General features: G+C 24.0%; 18 protein-coding genes. 6 read left to right on the top strand and 12 right to left on the bottom strand.

All coding sequences use genetic code 4. The annotated features are described in order from the left end of the window. Nucleotides 1–2 precede the first annotated feature (2 nt). The 10 genes from ACXX88_RS01080 to ACXX88_RS01035 form a co-directional block, all read right to left on the bottom strand. Nucleotides 3–1298: a pyrimidine-nucleoside phosphorylase gene (locus ACXX88_RS01080; RefSeq protein ID WP_436358502.1), complete on the bottom strand. Its 1296-nt coding sequence runs from the start codon at nucleotides 1296–1298 to the stop codon at nucleotides 3–5. Nucleotides 1299–1357: 59 nt separating this feature from the next. Further along, complete coding sequence (gene deoD / locus ACXX88_RS01075) at nucleotides 1358–2056, bottom strand: purine-nucleoside phosphorylase (protein ID WP_436358503.1); 699 nt, start codon at nucleotides 2054–2056, stop codon at nucleotides 1358–1360. Nucleotides 2057–2186: 130 nt separating this feature from the next. Then, nucleotides 2187–2795 carry a CDP-diacylglycerol--glycerol-3-phosphate 3-phosphatidyltransferase gene (gene pgsA / locus ACXX88_RS01070; protein WP_436358504.1) on the bottom strand — a complete coding sequence of 203 codons (609 nt, stop codon included), beginning with the start codon at nucleotides 2793–2795 and terminating at the stop codon, nucleotides 2187–2189. Then, the gene (locus ACXX88_RS01065; protein WP_458559332.1) at nucleotides 2788–3303 is read right to left on the bottom strand and encodes an MHJ_0274 family protein; all 516 of its coding nucleotides are present in this window, start codon (nucleotides 3301–3303) and stop codon (nucleotides 2788–2790) included. Before ACXX88_RS01065 ends, pgsA begins: the two co-directional genes overlap by 8 nt. Before the next feature lie 37 nt (nucleotides 3304–3340). Then, complete coding sequence (mgtE, locus tag ACXX88_RS01060; RefSeq protein WP_436358506.1) at nucleotides 3341–4792, bottom strand: magnesium transporter; 1452 nt, start codon at nucleotides 4790–4792, stop codon at nucleotides 3341–3343. A gap of 20 nt (nucleotides 4793–4812) precedes the next feature. Next, the gene (locus ACXX88_RS01055; RefSeq protein WP_436358508.1) at nucleotides 4813–5385 is read right to left on the bottom strand and encodes a diadenylate cyclase; all 573 of its coding nucleotides are present in this window, start codon (nucleotides 5383–5385) and stop codon (nucleotides 4813–4815) included. A 58-nt stretch (nucleotides 5386–5443) separates the two neighbouring features. Next, a complete protein-coding gene (locus ACXX88_RS01050) occupies nucleotides 5444–7096 on the bottom strand; it encodes a hypothetical protein (RefSeq protein WP_458557227.1) in 1653 nt (550 codons plus the stop codon). A gap of 174 nt (nucleotides 7097–7270) precedes the next feature. Continuing rightward, complete coding sequence (locus ACXX88_RS01045; RefSeq protein ID WP_436358510.1) at nucleotides 7271–8626, bottom strand: hypothetical protein; 1356 nt, start codon at nucleotides 8624–8626, stop codon at nucleotides 7271–7273. 85 nt (nucleotides 8627–8711) lie between these two features. Continuing rightward, a complete protein-coding gene (gene gpmI / locus ACXX88_RS01040) occupies nucleotides 8712–10226 on the bottom strand; it encodes a 2,3-bisphosphoglycerate-independent phosphoglycerate mutase (RefSeq protein ID WP_458559331.1) in 1515 nt (504 codons plus the stop codon). A gap of 109 nt (nucleotides 10227–10335) precedes the next feature. After that, nucleotides 10336–10995 carry a phosphotransferase gene (locus ACXX88_RS01035; protein WP_458559330.1) on the bottom strand — a complete coding sequence of 220 codons (660 nt, stop codon included), beginning with the start codon at nucleotides 10993–10995 and terminating at the stop codon, nucleotides 10336–10338. 22 nt (nucleotides 10996–11017) lie between these two features. On the opposite strand from ACXX88_RS01035, the gene ACXX88_RS01030 reads away from it, so the two are divergent. Continuing rightward, nucleotides 11018–11764 (top strand): phosphotransferase, encoded by a 747-nt coding sequence (locus tag ACXX88_RS01030; RefSeq protein WP_458559329.1) that lies wholly within the window; start codon nucleotides 11018–11020, stop codon nucleotides 11762–11764. Between the two features lie 13 nt (nucleotides 11765–11777). Here the strand turns inward: ACXX88_RS01030 and rsmG are convergent, their stop codons facing one another. Both rsmG and ACXX88_RS01020 read right to left on the bottom strand, forming a co-directional pair. Continuing rightward, entirely contained in the window at nucleotides 11778–12464 is a 687-nt protein-coding gene (rsmG, locus tag ACXX88_RS01025; RefSeq protein WP_458559328.1) for a 16S rRNA (guanine(527)-N(7))-methyltransferase RsmG, read from the bottom strand. Next, complete coding sequence (locus ACXX88_RS01020; RefSeq protein WP_458557229.1) at nucleotides 12451–13419, bottom strand: ribose-phosphate pyrophosphokinase; 969 nt, start codon at nucleotides 13417–13419, stop codon at nucleotides 12451–12453. Before ACXX88_RS01020 ends, rsmG begins: the two co-directional genes overlap by 14 nt. 81 nt (nucleotides 13420–13500) lie before the next feature. Between ACXX88_RS01020 and ACXX88_RS01015 the strand changes: the two genes are divergently transcribed. From ACXX88_RS01015 to ACXX88_RS00995, 5 genes are read left to right on the top strand one after another with little or no spacing between them, the layout of a single operon-like run. Continuing rightward, nucleotides 13501–14787 (top strand): TatD family hydrolase, encoded by a 1287-nt coding sequence (locus ACXX88_RS01015; RefSeq protein ID WP_458559327.1) that lies wholly within the window; start codon nucleotides 13501–13503, stop codon nucleotides 14785–14787. Between the two features lie 4 nt (nucleotides 14788–14791). Then, nucleotides 14792–15571 (top strand): 16S rRNA (adenine(1518)-N(6)/adenine(1519)-N(6))-dimethyltransferase RsmA, encoded by a 780-nt coding sequence (gene rsmA, locus ACXX88_RS01010; protein ID WP_458559326.1) that lies wholly within the window; start codon nucleotides 14792–14794, stop codon nucleotides 15569–15571. Further along, a complete protein-coding gene (locus tag ACXX88_RS01005; protein ID WP_458559325.1) occupies nucleotides 15572–16318 on the top strand; it encodes a type III pantothenate kinase in 747 nt (248 codons plus the stop codon). It begins immediately after the preceding gene. Beyond that, nucleotides 16318–17919, top strand: coding sequence for an ATP-binding cassette domain-containing protein (locus ACXX88_RS01000; protein WP_458559324.1), 1602 nt, complete (start codon nucleotides 16318–16320; stop codon nucleotides 17917–17919). The genes ACXX88_RS01005 and ACXX88_RS01000 overlap by 1 nt, the downstream gene beginning before the upstream one ends. Beyond that, on the top strand, nucleotides 17894–19510 hold the full coding sequence (locus tag ACXX88_RS00995; RefSeq protein WP_458559323.1) for an ATP-binding cassette domain-containing protein: 1617 nt from the start codon (nucleotides 17894–17896) through the stop codon (nucleotides 19508–19510). Before ACXX88_RS01000 ends, ACXX88_RS00995 begins: the two co-directional genes overlap by 26 nt. Nucleotides 19511–19513 lie beyond the last annotated feature (3 nt).

Here is a 19513-nt window from a genome sequence, read left to right as displayed (position 1 = left end):
TTTTACTCCATTTTTTCTAAAATTATTTTATTTTCTACTGTTTGAGAATTTATTTTATATGAATCTTTTAATTCTTGAACTAATTCTTCATTTATTGGATTTGAAGAATATAGTGTGAATAAAAGATCGTTTTTATTAACTTTGTCATTTGTTTTTTTGTTAATTTGTATTCCTGCTTCAAAATCGATTGAATCTTCTTTTGTTTCCCTTCCTGCACCAAGTTTTGAAGCAACGATACCAAAATCTAATGCGGAAGTGATTTCCATATATCCATCTTTTTGGGCAAATACTTCTAATTTGTATTTTGGATTTCAAAAATCAGCAGCTTTCAATTTATCAACATCTCCGCCTTGGAATTTTACAAATTCATAAAATTTATCAAGTGCTTTACCGTTGTGAACTACTTCTTCAATCATTTTTAAAGCTTCTTGTTCATCGTTTGTAACTTTTGCTTGTTTTAGAATTGTAGAACAAGCAGAATAACATAGCTCAACAAAATCTTTTGGTCCATTACCTTTTAAAGTTTCAATAGCTTCTAAAACTTCATTTTTATTTCCAATAGCTTTTCCCATTGGTCTAGACATATTGGTTATTTCTACTCTAACATCTCTATTAAGTTGTTTTCCTATAGTAATCATTTGTTCGGATAATTTTTTTGCTTCTTCTAAATTACTCATAAAAGCACCATTTCCACATTTTACATCTAAAAGAATTGCATCTGAACCAGTTGCTAGTTTTTTAGACATAATTGAAGATGCAATAAGTGGAATTGATGATACATTTCCCGTAACATCTCTTAAAGCATAAAGTTTTTTATCAGCAGGAACTAAGTCATTGCTCTGTCCTATAACTGCAATTTTGATTTTATTTACTTGATTGATAAATTGTTCTTCAGTTAACTCAACTCCAAAACCTGGAATTGATTCTAACTTATCAATAGTTCCACCTGTATGTCCAAGTCCACGACCTGACATTTTAGCAACCGGAACACCTAAAGCTGCTATAATTGGACCTACTACTAAAGTTGTTTTATCACCAACACCACCAGTTGAATGCTTATCAACTTTTATTCCGTGAATTGAAGATAAATCAATTATTTTTCCTGATTTCATCATTTCTAAAGTAAATTTACCAATTTCTTTAGGTGTCATTCCTTTAAATAAAATTGTTGTTAGAAAGGAAGACATTTGATAATCTTTAATTTCTCCACTTACATAATTATGAATAATAAATTCAATTTCTTTATCTGTAAGTTCAAAACCTTCTCTTTTTTTTATTATTAAATCAACTATTCTCATTTTTTTCTCACTTTTCTTTTTTTAAAATAGACCAACCTAAAAGTTAGTCTATTTTTGTTTTATGCAAGTTCTAAAGCAATTTCCATCATTTGTAAAAATTTAGTTTCACGTTCTTCTGATGAAGTTTCTTCTTTTGTAATTAAATTATCTGAAATGGTTAATAAACAAGCAGCTTCTTTATTTAATTTTTTAGCATTTGCAAATAAAGCAAATGATTCCATTTCAACAGCAACTGCTTTTGTTAATTCAATTGTCTTATTTAATGGTCTAGAAGAGTAGAAAACATCAGATGAGTGAACTCTTCCTACATGTAAATTAATTCCTAATTTTAAAGCATTTTCTAATAATTGTGCATTTAATTTTTTAGATGGTTCTAATAAATGTGTATTTTCTCCAAGCACAAGTTGTGAAAATGCGTGTGAATCTGAATAAGCACTATCAGCTAATAAAACATCGTATAATTTTAAATCTGCTGTATAAGCTCCTGCAGAACCTATTCTTACAATTCTATCTACATCATAAAATTTAAATAATTCATATGAGTAAATTCCAATTGATGGGACTCCCATTCCTGATGCAGCGATTGTAATTGGTTTTCCTTTGTATAATCCAGTGTACATAAACATATTTCTAACTGTATTTACAAGTTCAACATTTGTTAAAAATTTTTCAGCAATAAATTTTGCTCTTAATGGATCTCCAGGCATTAAAACTGTTTTAGCAATTTTCCCTGGTTTTGCATTGATATGTGGGGTCATTTTTTCTCCTTAATTTAACTAATTTATTATTACTATTATACAATAAAGTTATCTAAAAGTTTTTAAATTTATCTAAAAAGAAATATAAAATAAATAAAAAACTTCTTGGGAAAAAGAAGTTTAATTTATATTATTTTTTTAGAATTTTTGTCATTTCTTTCACATATAAAAATCCAGAAAATAAAGAGAAAATAAGTGCTATAAAAAGCGGGATATTTACAACTCAGTAGATTCAAACTCAGTTTGTATTATTAATAAAAAATGGTGTTATTCAGAAAAGGAAAGGAATAGCAAAGCTTTGAATAAAGGTTTTTCATTTTCCTCAAATAGAAGCACTAATATTTAAATTATTTTTTGCTGCTAAATTTCTACATCCATCCACAACAATATCTCTAACAATGAAAACAATTACTACTCAAATTTCTGTAAAATTAAATAGTCCTAAAAATATTAATGCAGTTGTTGTGATAACTTTATCTGCAATTGGATCAAATAGTTTTCCAAAATTGCTAACTACATTTCATTTTCTTGCTAAATATCCGTCTAAAAAGTCTGTAAACATTGCAAGCAAGAAGATGATAACAGAAACTGCTAAAAGATGAAAATTAATAAAACTATCTTTAAAGGCATATTTATAATGTGCATTATTGTAATAAATGACTAAAAGAATAACAAAAGGAATTCATAAAATCATTCTAAAAATAGTTAAATAATTGGGAATATTTTTCTTTTTAGACATTTGATAAAACCTCTTGCTTAAATTGTTCTTTTTTAGATAAATATTCTTCTGAATTTTTTTCTAAAAAGATTTTTTCCATATCTTTAAAATATTTTATTTCTTCTTGATTTTTTTTAGATCATAAATTTGATTTATTTTCAATTAAATTTAAAATATTTTGATGAATTGTAGTACCTCTTTCCAATTTATTATGAATAAAAATTTTTTTATATTTTTTTTCATGAGTGATTTCTTTTAATTGTTTTTCTGCAAAACTACGAATGTCCTTCATTTTTTTATCACCAACAGAAACTACAAATTTTTTTAAAAAGTCATCGTTAATTTCCATTATTGCATTCACTTTATATACAGATGCTTCAATTACTTCTTGCTCTATTTTATTTAATTCTGCTTTTTCTTTTTTGATTTTTTTTCTTTTGATTCTTTCTGAAATTATTTGAAATAAAAGAACTCCGATAATTAAAGCTAGTAAAACCCCAGCAATAACTCATATTGTTACTTGATCCATATTATTTTCTCCTTATATAAATTATATTAAATTAAGACTAAATTAATAAGAATATTAAAATAGTTATACCAAAAAAGATAAAAGTTGAAGTTGCATCTGTTAAAGTTGCTAAAATAGGTGCAGACATAACAGCTGGATCTTTACCCATTCTTGCTGCTAATAAAGGTATTACAGAACCTAAAATTTTTGAAAAGATAATTACCAAAAACATTGATACAGAAGCTGCTGCTGAAATTATTAAAATATAGGCATATTTAGGTAATTTAGTAACAATTCCTTCACTGGATGTAATAAATTCTGTATTAAAAATATCTTTTGTTATCATAAAATAAATTACTAATCTTGAAAAATTGACTAGCATTAATATTAATCCAATAATTGCTCCAACATTAACTTCTTTGAAAAATACCTTTTTTAAATATCCTCTTTTTTCTATTTCCCCTAAAGAAAGGGCTCTTGTTATGGTAGTTGCTGATTGCGAACCAGCATTTCCAGCTGAACCCGAAATTACAGGAATTATCGAAACAATTGTTGAAATAAATATCCCTAGTCCTAAAGCTTTTAAACTTGAACTATTTTCAAGTGAATCGGTAAAAAGTTGAATAACAACTTGTGATAAAGTAGAACCTAACATCAAAATTATTAATCAAAATATTCTTGATTTTACAATGGTTAATACTTTAGTTTTTAAGTATTCTTCTTCAACTACCTTCGAACTAATTCCTGCCATTTTATAAATATCTTCTGTAGCTTCTTCTTGAAAAATATCAATAATATCATCTGAAGTCACCATTCCAACAAGCTTATTAGATGAATTCATTACCGGAATTACTGACATATCGTGTTCAGCAAAGATATTAGCAACTTCTTCTTTTGAGTCTGTTGTATAAACATTAGGAACTGCAAACATAATATCTTTAAGTTGGTAAGATACTTTTGAAAAAACGATATCTTCTAAAGTTAAAGCACCAACTAATTTTTTATTTTTATTAACAATGTAGTAATAATGAGTTAACTCTACTTCATCTTTTTTATTTCTAATATATTCTAAAGCTTGTCCTGCGGTTCAATTTTCTTTTAAAGTTATAATGTCTACAGACATCACCGAACCAATTTGATCTTCATTATATCTTAAGATTCTGTTTAATGCTTTTCTTGTTTCCGGATCGATGTTTTTTAATATTTTTTGTGCTAAATTTTGTGGAATTTCTTCAATTAAATCTGCAATTTCATCTGTATAAAGTTCATCAACAATTTGATTAAGCATATCTTGAGAAAAATTATGAATCAAATTTTCTTGTATTTCAATTGGCAAATAAGAAAAAACATCTCCTGCTACTTCTGTATTTAACATTCTAAAGAAAATTATTCTATGAATATCATTTAATTTTTCTACCTCATCGGCGATTGTTACAATAGGAGTATTTTTCGAATATTCCCTAATCCAAGAAATATCTTTTTTTTCAATAGCATTTTCAATAGGTGTCATATTCTGCCCTCCTTTGTTTCTTAATTTTTAAGTTTTGTTTCTAAAATTTTTCTAAAATCATCTATTAAAACGTATTCAAATTTACCATTTTTTGCAATGGTAATTCCTCCTGTTTCTTCTGAAACAACAATAGTTGTTGAATCTGATTGTTCACTAATTCCCATTGCCGCTCTATGTCTAGAACCAAATTTATTATTAATTGATTTAGATGTTATTTTGTAATAGGTGGAAGCATAAATCATTTTATTTCCACGAATTATCACTGCTCCATCATGAAGTGGAGAGTTTTTATTAAATATAGAAAGTAAAAGTGAAGAAGAAATATTGGAATCAATTTTTATTCCATCTGTTCTTAAATTTTCAATATTATCGTGATTTTCTATAGTTATTATTGCTCCTGTTTTAGTTCTTGAAAGTTCATCAACTGCGTTTTTTAATTCTATTATTACTCTATTTTTATTAGAATCAGCTAATTCTCTGAATTTTGATTTTTTACTTTTTATATCTTTAATTAAAATTAATATTTCTTTTATTCCTATTGATAGAAATATTATAAAGACAAGTATAAAAGTAAGTATAACTAATGCTAACATTATTATTCTTTTTAAAAAAACGTATCTTAATAAATTTGATACGTTTTAATTTTTATTATTAAACTGCCAAGAAGAAAATTAATAATGATACTAATAAAAGTAATAGTAATATTCAGAAAATAAATCATAGAACATAGTTTGTTCTAGTTCAGATACTTTCTTTAGTTTGTTGTACGTTTTGAGTACCTGTATTAATATCTAAACTAGAAATTTCAACAACTTCAACATCAATTGCTTCTTTTGTAGATTTTTTAACTAAAACATATTCTTCATCTACATTTATTTTTTCATTAGTGTGGTAAACTAAAACCTTACCTGAAACAACTAAAGATTCAGAATTTTCATTTATTATTAGTTGTGGATTTTCTTTATTAGATACAACAGATGAAGTTTTTGGAGAAGAAATAATTGTTTGTTCTTCTTTTTCAATAGTTGAATATTTATTTAATTCAGCATTTCATTTAGCGATTTCTTGTTCTATATTATAACATTCTTGACATCCTTCTTTTGATTCCAAGTTTGTTACATGGTGAATATCTGATTTTTTGAATAAGATTTCGCATCCTGAACATTTTTCTTCTAATTCTACTTGATTTGCTTTTGCACAAGCTTCACAATCTGAAGAAATTTCTACTTTATTTTTTTCTTCTAAAGTTACAAAATCTTTTGATTTTTCTTCATTTTCAGCTAAAACTTGAGTTGAAGGTGATACGTTTGATTTAACAAATGAATCACAAATATTACATCCATTTATTAAATTTTGATTTTCAATTTCAAGTAATCTTAAACATTCATCACAATCTATATGTGACAATTCAACTTCTTTGTTTGTAGATGAAATAATTTCTTTATTATCATTTGCACTATAGTCACATTCTGAACAAGTTTGTTCATTTTCTTGTAGTTGACAACCTTTGCATTCTTCTTTTTCAATTTCTACATTATTTTCACATACTTCACATGAATTAGAGTTTGGTAAATCAGATGATATTTCTACAGCAGAAACAACTTTAGATGTATTTTCCTCTAAATCACATTCTTTACATTCATAACAGTCAGAACCAACTTCTGCTTCTAATTTGCATTCTAAACATTCTTCTTCAACAACAATATTTTCTTTTGTTTCTAAAATTGGAGTTTTTTCTTCTTCCAATTCGCAATTACATTTATTGTCATCTTCTTCTTCAAATTCAGAGCATTCTTTACATTCTGAACAATCTAAAGTTTCATCTTTTAATTCAACCACTTTGTTTGAATCTTCGATAGAAGAGGCAATTGCACACATTTCGCAATTACAATTTCCTTCTGCAACATTTGAAGAAGAATGAGAAACAACTTTCACTTCTTCTTTTTTAACTTCTTCAACTTTATTTCAAGTCTCTACACTTGCATCTAGTTTTTTGCACTCTTCACAATCATCAGAAACGTTTCATTCAACTTCTACTTCTTTTTTCTTAGGTTCAAAATGAACAATTTCAACTTCAACTTCTGAATCTTCTTCTTCACCAATTCTTGTTTTTATTGAACTAACAAAAATTCCGTTTTCTCTTAGTCACATTGTTGCATTTAATTTTAATGATTTGAAATAATTAATAGTTTCTTCTAAACTGTTAAAAACTAAATGATCTGGTTGTTTAGCTGCTTTAAATTGAAATTCAACTGTTTTTGTATTATGGTTTTCTACTTTAGAACAATAAAATTTTCTAATCATATTTCCTCTTTTTTAAAATTTTGTTTTCTATATTACTTTTAAAATTTTTATTTTGAATAAAAACTTTTAAATTTATTTTTATTTTTTAATATATAAAAATTTTACATTATTTTTTGAAAAAAGAAAGAAAATAAACACATTTTATAAAGAAAAAAACACAAAAAATGGTCTTTCTTAGTAATTGAGAACAAATTTACTGTTCTCTTTTATTTTTTCTTTTGGTTTTTTAACTCTTATTCTATATTTTCCAGAATAAGGAATTTTCAGTGAAATTTTCTCAACATTAGCTTTTTTGCTTGTTGAACTACCTATTTCTATTCAACCACCATCGTAAAAATCTAAAAATAAATCTAAGTCATTTTTAGAATAAAAAGTTTTTTTGTACTCTTTTCTTAAATATTCACTAGTTATATCACCAAATACAGGATTAGGTTGTCAGCTTGCTGCCACTTGACTCATTTTAAGTTCTAAATATTTTTGATATTTTTCTTTATCTCGCACTCCTTCTTGATCATATCAAAAAATAGTTAAATTTAAGTCTTGTTCCTTTAAAAAAGAGAATTCCTGTAAATATGCTATTTCATTTTCTTTTGATGTGTTCTCAATTTTAATAAGTTTAGACCTTTGATAGTTTTTAATGGACTTTTCAAAATCAAAAACTCCACTACCTATTTTAAGTCAAAAATTATTAAAATATTTTTCATTAAAATTTAAATTATTTTTAGCAGAAGAAAGCAAAGAATTAATTGCTAAAAGAGTTTTTTCTTTTAAATTTTTTCTTGTATCTTCAATAATCATTCTTGAAAATGTAGCTATTATTATTGCTGTTGCTAAATAAGCATCTTCCATACTACCTTCTTCAGTATTTGAAATTCAAGCAGTTGTTGCTACAATGCTTGCAGAAATTTTGCCATTTTTTGTTTTTTTATTTTCATACTGATTTTCTTTTTTTAAAGAATTAAAATCAACAATATTTCCTTTTAAACGAGTTCCTATATTTCCTACCAAAATAGAATTAAAACTATCTAAAAAAATATTATTTTCTTTATAAATTGCAGGAAAAAAATTACCTATATAATTAATATCTGAAAATTTTTCAAGAAATTTTAAAGCTTCTTCATTTTTTTCATCATTTTTATCAACCTGATCATAAAAATGAAAAATTCCTTTATTTTTTTCTGTATTAATCTTATTAAGAATGGTTTTATAATCATCTTCATTATTAAAATAATAAATATTGACTTTTGTTTTAGGGCTAATTTCACTTATAACTTGAATTAAAAATTTGTTTTTTTGACTAAATTTTTCTTTTTCTTGATTCTTTATTAAAAATGCTATATTTTGTGAATCTAAGTCAAAATCTTTTTTAAAAGTTTCAATATAATTAATGTTACTGAATAACTTTTCTTTGTTTAATATAGAAATTTTATCTTTATTTTCATATTTTTGCACACCTGCTGAAAAACTGAAAAAAGGTAATAAAAAACAAATAAGTAAAAACATAATAATTCTAACAATTCTTTTTTTCATTCTATTTAATATTTCTTTTTTTGTGAAAAAATTTTAAAAAAATAAAAAAATAGGAAATTTTCTTTATTTTTCCTATTAATTTAAATTATTTTTTTATAATCAGTGATTCTTCAGTCATATATTTGGATTTTTGTATACCCATATAATCTAAAACTGTTGGTGCGATATTTGCTAATTTTCCATCTTTTAATTTTAAAGTTTTATCTGTTGTAATTAACATTACAGGTTGAGAAGTATGTTTTGTTGCTGGTTTACCATTTTCATCTTCTGTAATTTCGGCATTTCCATGATCTGCTGTTATAAATTGAATTGCATTGTTTTCCTCAACTCATTTTTTAATTCTTCCAAGTTGCTCATCTAAAATTTCGACTGCTTTTATTGCTGATTTTAAATTCCCTGTATGTCCAACCATATCTGGGTTAGCAAAATTCATAATCACAAGGTCAAATTCTTTTGCTCTTTCTAATAATTTATCAGTAATTTCTTTTGCAGACATTTGTGGAGCATCAGCATAAGATTCAACTTTTAAAGAAGGAACCATTATTCTTTCACTGTTTTTGTATTCTACATCATTACCACCATCCATAAAGAATGTTACATGAGCATATTTTTGAGTTTCTGCAAGTCTTAATTGTTTTAAACCTGCTTGTTCTATAACTTTTCCAATTGGTTCTTTTACTTCAGTTTCTTCAAATGCAATATTTGTTTCAATTCCTTCGTATTTCATCATTGAAACAAAATTATGTACATGAACTTGTTTTTCTGGCATAAAATCATAAAGATTAGTTCTTAAAATCAAATGACTTAATTGTCTTGCTCTATCTGGTCTAAAGTTAAAGAATATTACAGAGTTTTTATTTCTTAAAAAGTCATTTTTTTCAACTTCATAATTTACTGCTGGAACTAAAAATTCATCATAAATTCCTTTTTCATATTGTTGTTTTACATAATCAGTTACATCAGTAAATTTTTCATTAGAAAACCCTAAAATTGCATCATAAGCTTTCTCAACTCTTTCAAAAACTTTATCTCTATCCATTGCATAAAATCTTCCGGAAATAGAAGCTATTTTATAATCTGGATATTTAGAAAGTATTGCATTTAATTTTTCAAGTGATGTTAATATGGATTGTGGAGCAACGTCTCTTCCATCTCCAAATAAGTGAATAGAAACTTTTTTAACTCCATTTTCGTGAGCTGCTTCCACTAATTCAAATAAATGATTTTCTAATGAATGCACTCCCCCTGGAGATAAAAGACCCATAATTTGTAAGGCTGTATTTGTTTTTTTTGAATTTTCAAAAGCACTTAAAAATTTTGGATTTTTCTTAAATTCTCCATCTTCCAAAGCTTTATTTATAAGGGATAATCCTGTATAAACAACAAAACCAGCCCCTATATTTAAATGTCCTACTTCACTGTTACCCATTTGACCTTTTGGCAATCCTACAAAATCTTCAGATGCTTGAATTATAGAATGAGGATAATTTTTAAAATATTCATCAAATGTAGGTGTTTTTGCTAATGCAAACGCATTTCCTTGTTTTTCTTTTCTTAAACCTAAACCATCAATAACTGTTAAAATAACTGGTTTTTTCATTTTTTCTCCTTATTTTTTAATTAAATTTTACCATTTTTATATTTTTTTAAATTCTTTTAAGTTTTATTTTATTTTACCACTTTTTGCAAGAGTAATTTGAGTTTAAAATTTAATACATTTTTTCGTTTCACTCATTATTAAACTTTTTAACCAAATATATTCATTTGTCTAAATTATTTTTTTTTATTTTAAAATATTTAATAATTAATTTTTTACTTATATTAACGTATAAATATAAAGAAGCTAAATCAAACATTAAATAATTTAGTCTAGTTCATTCAAAATCAATAAAATAAATATTGTTTTTTTTGTTTATTATAATATTTTTCTTCCTTAAATCTCCGTGAGAAAGTGTCATTTTTTCATTTTTGTATCCATTTAATAATTTAGTAATTTTCTTATCATTATGATTTCAAGTTTCCCAATTAAAAACTTCTATATCTTTTACTTTTAAAGACGAAAAATAATACAAATGTTCTAGAATTTTTCTTTGTTTTTTCTTTGTTAAAAAAATTTTTTCTAAATTTTCTCCTGAAATTCAAAATTTTATATAGTTACCTTCTTTGTAATAAACAAAATTATTTTTTTGTGTTTGTAAAAAGAAATTTTCTTCATTTTTTGAATTAACAATATTGTTTTTTTTAACTCTTATTTGTACTTTTTTATTTTCAAAATATCCAATATAAGTTTTATTATGATTTCCTTCATAAAAAAAAGAAATTTTTTTTAATTTTTTATTAATTTCTAATGGAAACTCTTTTAATTTCATATAAAAATTATATAATTAAAAAATGAAAATAAAGATAAATAATGGGTATACAAATATTTCATATAAAGAAAATGACACTTTTCTTCAAGAAAAAAAATATAACGAATTTAATCACAAAATAAATTATGAAAACTTAAGTGTTTTTGATTTTGTTCCTAAACTTTTAGAAAATTCAGATTCTTTATTAAAATATGAGTGAATTGATGGAAAAAATATAGAAATTACAAATGAAAATTTAATAAACATTGCTAATTTAATGAAAAAAATACATACTTCCAAAGTAGAAATGCCTAATTCAAATCATGCAGCAAGAATTAAAAAATATAGAGAAATATTGAAAAATAAAAACATTAATATTCCAATAATTAATGAATATTATAAAAAAATCAATTTAATTTTGAGAAATATGAAAAAAGATACACCTCTTCATAATGATTTGTGAGCAAATAATATTATTATTGATCCAAATAATAAAATTTGAATCATAGATTGAGAATATGCTTCAAAAGGTGATAAACATTTTGATTTAGCTTATTTCATTGAATCATCAAGATTAAGTGATGAACAGGAAACTATTTTTTTAAACACTTATGATTCTTATGACTACGAATTTGTTTTACAACACAGAATTTTGGTTCTTTATTTAATCATTTTATGAGTAAATGCTCAAGAAACAAAACCTTTTGATGACAAAGAATTTATAGACAAAATTAAAGTTGTATCAAAAACTTTAGAAGAAAGACAAAGAGAATGAAAAAGAACAGAATAACAACTTGTTATTTTTATTTTTCTTTTAAAATTTTATCTCACTTTCTTGGAAAACCAATTGGAGTAGAGTGTAATTTGTGAAAATTAATAGTAAAATTTTGTTTATCTTCAAAAATTTTTAATTCATTTACATTAATTTCTTCATTGAATTTTTGAGTTAAATTCACAGAACTTTGAACTTCTTCTTGTGCTTTAGGACCTTTTAAAAAACTAAAAAATGCACCTTTTTTACCTAAATGATGAGTTATTTCAAATAATCTTTTAAAGTCCATAACTGCTCTTGCACAAACAAAATCAAAAACTTCTTTTTCTTTAGATTCTTCTGCTCTTAATGGAAAAATTTCCATATTTAAATCTAATTCTTCTTTTACTATATTTAAAAAATTTACTCTCTTTTTTAAAGGTTCATAAATAGTTAATTTAATATTAGGTTTAGTTATTAAAAAGGGAACTGAAGGAAATCCTGCACCTGCACCAACATCCAGAAAATGATTTTTTTCTGTAGTTATTTTATTAGCAAAACTTTCTTCCATGAAAAGGAGCGATTCATAAATCCCTTCTTTTCAAAGAACGTCTCCGCTAAATCCTGTTAAATTCATAACCTTATTTTTTTCTTCTATTAAATTTACATATTTTTCTAGTGTTTTAAAATTGTCTTCATTATTTACAAAAATACGGGTTTTTTCTTTATAGAAGTTCATTTTTGAAACCTTTATAAATATCTGAAACAGATGATTTATTAATTGTTGCTATAATAACTTCTGATATAAAATCACAAAGTGAAACTATTTCTATTTTTGAAAATTTACTTAATTCTGGTTTTTCAATAGAATCAGTTATTATAACTTTATCTACAAACGGACTTTCTTCAAACATTTCAAATCCACGGGAAAAAATTCCATGAGTAGCTACTATTGTAACACTTTTTGCTCCGTGTTCTTTTACTGTTTGAGCTGCTTTTAAAATGGTTCCACCTGTATCAATAATATCATCAACTATAATTGCATGCTCTTCATCGACAGTTCCAATTATACCAAGAACTTCTGTTTGATTTGTTCCTACTCTTCTTTTATCGATAATAGCGATTTTAACTGAATTTGATAGCAATTCAGATAAAATTCTTGCTCTAACAGCTCCACCATGATCTGGTGAAACAACTGTAAAAGAGTGTTTTTTCTGTTTAATTCTTTTTGCAAGAACATATTGCCCTCTTAAATCATCTAAAGGTATATTGAAAAAACCTTGAATTGATGGATTATGTAAGTCGACAGTGATTATTTTTGTAGCACCAGCAGTTTCTAATAAATTTGCAACTAATTTTGCAGCAATTGGTTGTCTTCCTTTTGCTTTTCTATCTTGTCTTGCATAACCATAATATGATAAAATTACAGTTATTTCTTTTGCACTTGCTCTTTTTAATGAATCAATAAAAATTAAAAGTTCCATAATATTGTCATTTACTGGTGTATGGGTACTTGCAACTATGAAAACATTTGAATTTCTTACAGTTTCAGCTGAATTAAGCATAACTTCTCCATCAGCAAAAACCTCTTTTTTAATTGGTGTTAATGGTAAATTTACCTTTTGTGAAATTTTTTTAGCTAGATTTAAGGAATTTTCCATTCCAAATAGAACATTTCGTTCGTTTATTAGCATTTTTTCTCCTTTGTTGTAAAATTGAATTATTATTTAAATTATAAACTTAAAAGAAAGAAAAAAAAGAATTAAGGAATAAAAATGGCTAATTTTAGATTTAGTGAATTAAAAACCAAGCATAAAGACGTTTTTTTAAATACAAATTTTGAAAATAATCCAATAAGTTTTTCAAAAATTGAAATTTCTGAAGAAAATTTTCCTAAAATTGTAAACTTCTTGAAAGAACTAACTAAAAAAGAAGCAGATGATGAGTTTTTAAAAGGTAAAATTTTATTTTTAATAGATGAAGATGGTGAATTTGATGAAATAGCAGCTTGATTTAATATAAGAAAAAGTAACGATTCAAATAATGAAATTATTAATAATTTTGGTAACATTGGTTATTGAGTTAATCCAAAATTAAGACAAAGAGGAATTGGAACCTTATGTTTAGAAAAAGCACTTGAATTGATAAAAAATGAATATAATCTAGATACTTGTTTTATAACAGCAGATAAAACTAACTTATTTTCACAAAAAATAATTGAAAAATTTAATCCTTTTTTTAAAAAAGAAATTAAAAGAGAAAAAGAATCTGCTTTCTTTTATAAATTAAGTACCAATATTATGGAAAATAATCTAATTGACTTACATGCTCATCCATTTAAAGAATATTATCAAAATCCTTCACAAGAAATTCAAGAAAATTTTAAAAATGGCATTTATAAAATGTTTTTCGTTTCAACTAATTGAAACGAAAATACAGAAATTATGCAGGAATTTGGAAAACATAAAAATGTTTTTCCAGTCCTTGGAATACATCCTAATACTGTTTCTATTAATGATGACTATAAAAATTTAGATAAATTAATAACAAAAGAAATTGTAGCAATAGGTGAAGTTGGTTTGGATTTTTATTATGAAGATAATCCACCTAAAGATATTCAAATTAATTCTTTAATTAAACAAATTGATATTGCAGAAAAACATAATTTACCTGTAATTTTACATATTAGGGATGCTTTTGAAGATATATATGAAATTATTAAAAAATATAAAAATGTTCCCTTCGTTTTTCACACTTATTCAGGTAACAGATTATGAACTGAAAAATTTCTTGAATTTAAAAATGTTTACTTTTCTTTTTCAGGTGTTATAACTTTTAAAAAAAATGTTGAGTCAAGAAAAGTGATAGAAATGATTCCTTTAGAAAGAATTTTTACAGAAACAGATGCTCCTTATTTAACTCCAGAACCTTTTCGTTCTGAAACTAATCATTCTCACTATGTAAAATATACACTCGAAACAATAAGTTTAATAAAAGGAATTTCAAAAGAAAAAATGAAACAAATTATTTTAAATAATGTTAAAAGAGTCTTTGGGGTATAAAATAATGAATAAAGAAATTAGAGCTAAAAAACAATTGGGACAAAATTTTTTAATTGACAAAAATATTATCAATAAAATTATAGAAATAGCAAATGTAGAAAATAAAGAAATCATAGAAATAGGACCAGGACAAGGTGCTTTAACTGAAATCCTTGTTTCAAAAGCAAAACATTTAACTGCTTTTGAAATTGATAATGATATGATAGAAATTTTAAAAAACAAGATAACAAGCAAAAATTTTAATTTAATTCATAATGATTTTTTAAAAGAAGAAATTTCTTTTGATTCAAAAAAAGAAGTTGTTGCAAATTTACCTTACTATATTACAAGTAAAATTTTGTTTAAAATATTTGAAAATATAAATAGTTTTTCAAAATTAACAATAATGGTTCAAGATGAAGTTGCACAAAGAATTGTTTCAAAAAATAATAAAAGTGAATATGGAAAATTGTCAGTTAGTTGTCAATTTCTAGCAGATGTTACAAAAGAATTTATTGTTCCTCCTACTTGTTTTTTTCCAAAACCAAAAGTAAATTCTGCTATTATAACATTAAAAATTAAAGAAAATTTAGATCAAAATTATGTTAATGAATTTTTAGAATTTGTAAAACTTTGTTTTTCTATGAAAAGAAAAACTCTTTACAATAATTTAAAAAATAAATTTCCAAGTCAAGACATTTTAAATGTTTTTAAAGAAAATAATATTCTTGAAAACACAAGACCACAAGAATTAAATTGACAAACTTTTGAAAAGATTTTCAAAAGTTTTTACAGAAAGGGATAAATGCTATATTTAGATTTAGGAAATTCGCTTTTAAAAATTGGATTTTTAAACACAAACAAAGAATTAGAAATAGAAAAGATTCCAGTTGATAAAATGGATGAAAATACTTTAAATTCAAAACTAAAAGAAATCAAAAATAAAGGTTTTTCCTTTATAAATGCTTATTTTTCTTCAGTAAAGCCTGAAAAAAATATAATAATAGAAAATGTTTTAAAAGAAAATAATATTAAAATTCACCAAATAAAAAACCACGTATTTAAGTTAACAGATTTAATTATTAGTAATCAAATTAATCTTTCTGAGATTGGAACAGATATTTTACTAAATGCTTTTTATACAGCAAAACAATTTAAATCAGCAATAATTGTGTCTCTTGGAACAGCAACTGTTATTTCAAAAATATATAAAAAAGAAATTAAAGGAGTTGTGATTTTGCCAGGAATAGAAAAAGGACTAAATTCTCTTTTTAATTCAACTTCACAAATAAATAAAATCAACTTAAATGATAAAATTGATAAATCAATTGGAACAAACACAGTTGATGCTTTATCAATAGGTATAATAAACGGAAATTATTTTGCAATAAAAGGATTAATTGAGCAAATGAATAAAGAAAATCTTCCAGTATTTTTTACGGGTGGAAATATAAAATATCTAAAAAATAAAATCAAAGAAAAACAAAATATAATTGAAGAAATGGTTATTAAATCACTAAAACTACTTGCAGAAAGTTGTATAATTGAATAATGTTTAAATATTTGAATAAAGAAAAAATGCTTACTTTTTTTATTGCGATTATTGAAATGCTAATATCTACAAAAATAACTTTTTCTTTATACATTCCTGGATTAATTAATCAATACATCCAAGAAAATAATAGTAAAGAATTTTATTTTTGAATTACAATAGAAGGGTGTTTGTTGTTTTTTGCAACAATTCTAGCATTTGTACGATTATTTTTAAAAAATAAAATTTTTAATAAAATTCAGTTTCATCTTAGAGAAGATATTTTAAGATCAACTGTTAATGAAAATCCAATGAATTTTGAAATAAAAACAAAAGGTAAATTTATTTCACAAATTCAGGATCAAATTCCAATAATTATTGAAAGGTTGTATTCTGCTTTTTTTAACTTATTTTTCAATATCGGAAGTATTATTTGTGCCATTATTTTAGCAGTAATTTCAAGTTGAAAACTAAGTATATTTATCCTTCTTTTTTCTTTTATTACAACAGTTATTCCTTTAATTATTTCTTCATTTAATTCAAAAAAATGAAAATTATTAATGAAAACTTTTGAAGAAGGAAATGTAAAACTATCTGCTTTTTTATCCACTTATAAAATGTTTTATTTTCTAGATGTTAGACACATTTTTCAAGAACAATTAAATAATTTAAACACAAAATTTAGAATGAAATTATTGAAAATATTTTCTATATTATTTTTGGTTGATGTTGTAACTTGATATGTAATAACAATAACTGATATTGCTCTATTAATAGTAACAGCTTATTTTATTCTTTTTGAAAATGAAATGGTTGCAAACATTATAATAATTCCTGCACTTAGCTTTAAAATTAGTTTATCCTTCAGAATCTCTTCATGATTCTTTGTGCATTATAAAAGTTTAAAAGAAAAATTAGAAGAATTCAAAAGTACACCAAAAAATGAAAAATTATTTTTCAAAGGAGATAATCCTAAATTTGAAGAATTAATAATAGAAAATTTAAGCTATTCTTATAATGAAAAAAATGTAATTTTTAAAGATTTTAACTTAAAAATAGAAAAAGGAAAAAAGTATTTAATCAAAGGACCATCTGGTTCAGGGAAGTCTACTTTTTTAAATATAATTACTAAACAAATTAACGAATATAAAGGAAAAATCCTTTTAAATGGTTATGATTTAAAAGAAATTTCTCAACCTGAAGTTAATAACTTCTTTACTTATTTAGACTCAAAAGAATTTGTTTTCTTTGATACTGTTTATAATAATTTAACTCTTTGAGAACAAGGTATGAATAACGAAGCAAAAGAGGCATTGGAAAAAGTTAACTTAACAGAAATTTCTTTAGATTATGACATCAATTTAAACAATAGTTTATCAACAGGACAAAAGCAAAGAATTAATTTTGCAAGAACTTTTTTAAGAAACAAAAATCTTTTAATTTTAGATGAAGCACTTGCTAATATAGATAAAGAAAATATTGAATTAATTGAAAATTTCTTATTTCAAAATAAAGAATTAACAATTTTAAATATCAGTCACCATGCTGAAAATTATGAAATGTATGATTATATTATAGATATGGAGAAAATTAAAGATGAAATGATCGCTAAGAGCATCTAAAAAATATACAATTTTGTATATTATTGCTGAAATTATTAATGTTATTTCAACACTTCTTTTTGGAATTTTAATGTCTTATGCTTCTTCTTTAATTTATGATGCAATTGTTCCTACAAATGATAAATATGCTTTTTTTAAAAGTTTTTTAATTGTCATTATATTTATTTTAGCAACTGATTTTTTTACTAAATTTTCCATTTGATGAAGAGTGCGACTTGAAGTTTATTTTAGAATGAAATTAATTAATAAATTAATAGAAAACGTGTTTAATAAATTTATAAATTCAACTGCTAAAAACAACTATGAATTTGATAGTGCTAAAATTTTTAGTATTATTTTCAATGATAGCAATCTTGTTTTTGATCAAGTTATTTTAACAATGGTTAGAACAATCGGTTCCACAATTGGACTAATAGCTAGTTTAATTTCAGCAGGATTGATTAGTTTTTATTTAATTCCCATTATTTTAATTATTGTGTTTTTTTCAGTTCTGCTTTCTTTATTTTTCAATAAAAAACAAACAAAAAAACAAAAAGATTATTCCAATGCAAGAACTGAATTTTTACAAGTTATTGATAATTATTTAAATGGATTTAAAATTCTATTTTATAACAACAAAACTCATTTAATTTATCAAAACTCAAGAGAAAAAAATTGACAACTTTATAAAGCATCTTTAAAAGTTAACAACGCTCAAGCTTTAAATGAAATGATTCCTGAAAGAATTTTAAGAATACTACAATTTGTTTCAATAATCACTATGGCTATTTTATTATTTTTAAAAGTTCCACATATTACTATTTTTACTCTTACTTTTATTAATTTTCTATTTCCTAAACTAATTACCACTGTTCCTTCATATATTTCAGGAATCAAAAAAATAAAAACATCTAAAAAAATAATAGAAAAAATTGAATTTAATATTGAAAAAGATTTAGGAAATACTTTAGAAAAAGAAATAGAGAAAATTGAACTAAAAAATATTAATTTTAGTTACAAAAATGGAAAAAATTTAATTTTCAATAACTTTAATTTTAGTTTTGAACAAGGAAAAAAATACTTCATCAAAGGCGCTTCAGGAACAGGAAAATCTACATTATTAAAACTAATTCTTGGTATTGAGCAAGATTATGAAGGGCAAATCTTAGTTAACAAAGCAGATTTAAAAACTATTTCAGATAGTTCCTATAAAAATAAAATAACTTATTTAAATAGTGAAAATATCATTTTTGATGAAGAGATTTACAAAAATGTTTCTTTATGAGAACAAAACAATGATGAAAAAGTAATAGAAGCACTTAAAAAAGCTAATTTATGAAATGAAGTTCAGCAAAAAATTGAACACAAAGAGTCTGCCATTGCTTTATCTGAAGGACAAAAACAAAGATTATCACTTGCTAGAGTATTTTATTTAAATAGAAAATTCCTAGTTTTTGATGAAGTTTTTTCAAATTTAGATAAAAAAAATATTGAAATAATTTTAGATAGATTAATTGAAGATAAAGAAATAACCCTTATTTTAGTTAATCACAATTTAGATCTTAAGCATTATGATAAATTTGAAAAAATAATAGATTTAAACAATTTATAAGGT

Source organism: Mycoplasma sp. 5370 (assembly GCF_054343435.1).
The sequence above is the reverse complement of the archived record's forward strand: the minus strand, read 5'-3'. Positions and strand labels throughout refer to the sequence as shown.